Genomic DNA, 3,623 nt, shown 5'->3' with positions numbered 1-3,623 from the left:
CTATCTAAGCCAGTGGGGGTTCGTGAATGCGAGAGACGTTATAGGAAATTACCGCAAATATCAGAAAACAGCCAACAATATTAATAAGATTAGGGATGCGAACAATTGAGTACTATTCTAAATTACATTCCAAAGAATGCAGAAGTCGGAGTCGGATTAGCATTATTGGATCAGAATCAAGAATTCATATTTTTTCTACCCGGTAGACATAGGTTGGGATCAGCCGAGATATTTTACGCTGGTATAGGAGGACATTTGGAGAAGGATGAAGACCTACTAACTTGCGGCAGGAGAGAAGCACGGGAAGAAATAGGTGTCGAAATTCTTTATGAGGATTCTTTCTTTGAGCCGGTCTATATTCCTGTTAATCGTAACATAAGGACGATAGAAATCAAAGATGATATTAAGCCTGTGGGAATTTTCGAGATGACTCATCCTGAAGGAAGTCCACGAGCCGGTAATGTATATCATATTGTAATTTTCCAAGCTCGTTTGAGATCTTTTATTCGTGATATTAAATTAGACGGGGTATCTGGGATCATAACAATGAGTAAGGATCAAGTAAAGAAGGGGATATCAAGGAAAGTAACAATACAAAAGCTGATGGATGAAGGTTCGAGATTATTTCTACCTGAGGATACGATCATTGACAGAGAAATATCAGTATATCCAATTGGCACCGCTGAAGCAAGTATTATGAGTAAGCAAACTCAAAGAAGGCGGTAACTTCCTATAACACCACACTCACGCTTCGGGCTTACAGCCCTCGGTCCGCAAGATGAGTTTTCAAAGGAGTAGATTCAGCGGACAACCCTGCACCGACTAACCGCATCGCGGCCGCTCACTACGTTCGCTTAAGTCGGGGAGGGTTCGTGAATGCAAGAGACGTTATAAGAAATTGGCGCAAAAAAATAAAAACAAAAAAGAGGTGGTTTGATGAATATTACTGTAAACAATTACATCCCAGACTTAATAAATCTCAATGATTTTGACTATACAGAGTATTTAAATAGTTTAATCGAGGAACTTTCCTATGATCAACCACATAAATGGATGATCAAAGGCAGTATAAAAAATGCAAGTATTCCGTTTGTATCTATACAAAACCGGGATCAACTTTTTCAAAGACTGATAGAATTTGATTTGTCTCATATTGCTCATGAAACAGTCAAAAAAGTCTCCGCCTTACTTCCTTGTTCAGTTGGAGAAGTCAATTTACATATTATACCTGCAATAGAGTCGAAAGGTGGAGGAGCGTGTTATTCACCCGGCAATATATTATTGGCGATCCGGATTGACGAATTATCTCCTGTTCGTTTACAAAGAAATATTGCACATGAGTATAGCCATACTGTTCGTTTAGTACAAAAACCAACAGAGACTGAATTTGGTTTCGGCGAGGCTGTTCAATACAAAGTACGTGACTATCTCATTTTTGAAGGCTTAGCAAACGTTTTTCCTGAGCTTTTATTTTCTCATCCTAATATTCATGCACCTGAGGTAACAGAACAACAAGAAGTTGATTTTTGGAACACTGTAGATTTAGAAGCAGAAGGAATAGAAGGATATATAAATAATATAGGACTGAGAGCCTATGAGATTGGCTCCCGGATTATAAGACATTATCTAAACAAACATGGTACGACAATAGAAAAAATGCATTATAGTACTGATGATGAATTATTTTGGAATAGCGGTTATCCATATATAAAAAGATAAACGATATTTTTTTGAATGTATTTCAGGGATGGCGCCAAAATCTTATAACACCGCATTCACGCATCGGACCGGCATTCGCCGTCCCTTGGTCCGCAAGAGGCATTTCGGNTTCAGGGATGGCGCCAAAATCTTATAACACCGCATTCACGCATCGGACCGGCATTCGCCGTCCCTTGGTCCGCAAGAGGCATTTCGGAGAAGTCGATTCAGCGGACAACCCTGCACCGACTAAGCGCATCGCGCCCGGCCCTAAGGGCCTTAAGCCGGTGAGGGTTCGTGAATGCAAGAGACGTTATCAGAAATCAAATGCAAGTTCAAAAACAGGGGGATTCGATGCCTATAATTTGCCTCGAAGGTGCCAGCGCTGTGGGGAAAACTACAACAAGTAAGAAACTCTCGGATGATCATAACGCTTTTGTTATTGAAGAAGTAAATAAATTATTTGGAAAGAGAACAGCTAATGACTCTGTAACAAATTGGTATTTAGATAAACAGGTCCAGAGATGGTCAATAGCATGCAATAAAGTTTTAAAACATAACTTGATTATCCTAGACGGCGATATATTACATGCTCTTTGGTATAGATGGTGTTTTAATTTTTCCGGTTGGAATACATTAGATAACATTCGTGAGTCTTACAGAAGTAAATTAGCATCAGGGTATTTTGGACTGCCCGATAAGTACATAATTCTTACAATTGATAACAGAGAAGAATTAAGAAGGCGCAAAGAGAATGATTCGATAAACATTAGAAAGAATTTCGAGTTGCATTTGGATTTTATAGATCCTTTAATGCGCTATTTTAAATACATGTCAACCCTTAGGAATAATTATGTGACATTTATTGAAGCTACTTCAATACAAGAAAATATTGAAAAAATACTTAATGAGTCTCTAACTGTAAATAGTATGACGAACGAAGAAGCACTTAATATTTTTGATAACTTAGTTGAGTGGATAAGAAACAATAAAGCTTTTTTGTGAGAAATTTCAGGAAGGCATATGACATCTGATAACACCACATTCACGCATCGGTCCAGCTACGCTGTCCCTCGGTCCGCGAGAAGCATTTTCGGGGAAGTTGAGGCAGCGGACAACCTTGCACCGGTTAAGATAAGAGCTATCTAAGCCGGTGAGGTTCGTGAATGCAAGAGACGTTAGCTGAAATTGCTGATAGAAAGGAAGAAGAAAATGCCATTACCTATGGTTCACCTAGCTATAGCGGTTAAATACTTTGAAAGTCAGAACATTCCTAATACGTTCTTACTAGGCAGCATTGCTCCAGATTCAATTCACATGAGAAATAACACTAGTCGGGATGATAAGATTAAAACTCATTTTGGTGGTGAACAAACCGAACCTTTTTTATTAGAAAGCCGTTATAAAGAATTAATTAGTCAGGATATAGATCCGGATTGGAAATGGTTTGTAAGAGGTTATTTTGCTCATGTACTAACTGATTATTATTGGGTACAAAGTCTTTACTCTAGATACCAAGACGAAGTATCAAAAAATGACTTAACTAAAGAAGAAATTAGAAAAACATATTGATGGAAACTGATGAAGTGGATTTCTATTTATATGAAACGAAAGAATGGAAAGATAAAGTATGGAATGGCTTAATACACACAAAGATATACAGCATGACTCCTTTACTTACTGAAGAAGAGATCAATTATTGGAGATTAAGAACAATTCATTGGTTTGATCTTATAACAAGTAAGCCAGGAATTGAGCCTCGATACATAACCAAATTATTAGTTGAAGAGTTTGTCGAACAGACAGCGGATAAGGTAAGGACAGCAATAGAAAATTGGGATGTAAGATTATTCGAAGATGCCAGCATCATCAGCTAACATTGTGTTCACGCATCGGGGCTGTCGCCCCTCGGTCCGCAAGAGGCA

General features: G+C 38.4%; 5 protein-coding genes. All 5 read left to right on the top strand.

The features are described from left to right. Positions 1-105 precede the first annotated feature (105 nt). The 5 genes from JET16_RS29655 to JET16_RS29635 all read left to right on the top strand — a co-directional run bounded on the left by JET16_RS29655 (position 106) and on the right by JET16_RS29635 (position 3,575). Positions 106-726: an NUDIX hydrolase gene (locus JET16_RS29655; protein WP_199624842.1), complete on the top strand. Its 621-nt coding sequence runs from the start codon at positions 106-108 to the stop codon at positions 724-726. A 210-nt stretch (positions 727-936) separates the two neighbouring features. Then, positions 937-1,719 carry a DUF2268 domain-containing putative Zn-dependent protease gene (locus JET16_RS29650; protein WP_199624841.1) on the top strand — a complete coding sequence of 261 codons (783 nt, stop codon included), beginning with the start codon at positions 937-939 and terminating at the stop codon, positions 1,717-1,719. A 276-nt stretch (positions 1,720-1,995) separates the two neighbouring features. Beyond that, positions 1,996-2,703 carry a chloramphenicol acetyltransferase gene (locus JET16_RS29645; RefSeq protein WP_199624839.1) on the top strand — a complete coding sequence of 236 codons (708 nt, stop codon included), beginning with the start codon at positions 1,996-1,998 and terminating at the stop codon, positions 2,701-2,703. A gap of 207 nt (positions 2,704-2,910) precedes the next feature. Then, positions 2,911-3,270, top strand: a complete 360-nt coding sequence (locus JET16_RS29640; protein WP_199624837.1) for a zinc dependent phospholipase C family protein — start codon at positions 2,911-2,913, stop codon at positions 3,268-3,270. Next, positions 3,270-3,575, top strand: a complete 306-nt coding sequence (locus JET16_RS29635) for a hypothetical protein (RefSeq protein ID WP_199624835.1) — start codon at positions 3,270-3,272, stop codon at positions 3,573-3,575. Before JET16_RS29640 ends, JET16_RS29635 begins: the two co-directional genes overlap by 1 nt. The last annotated feature ends 48 nt before the right edge of the window (positions 3,576-3,623 follow it).

The organism is Paenibacillus alkalitolerans, from assembly GCF_016482785.1.
Taxonomy (GTDB): Bacteria; Bacillota; Bacilli; order Paenibacillales; family YIM-B00363; genus Paenibacillus_AE; species Paenibacillus_AE alkalitolerans.
The sequence above is the reverse complement of the archived record's forward strand: the minus strand, read 5'-3'. Positions and strand labels throughout refer to the sequence as shown.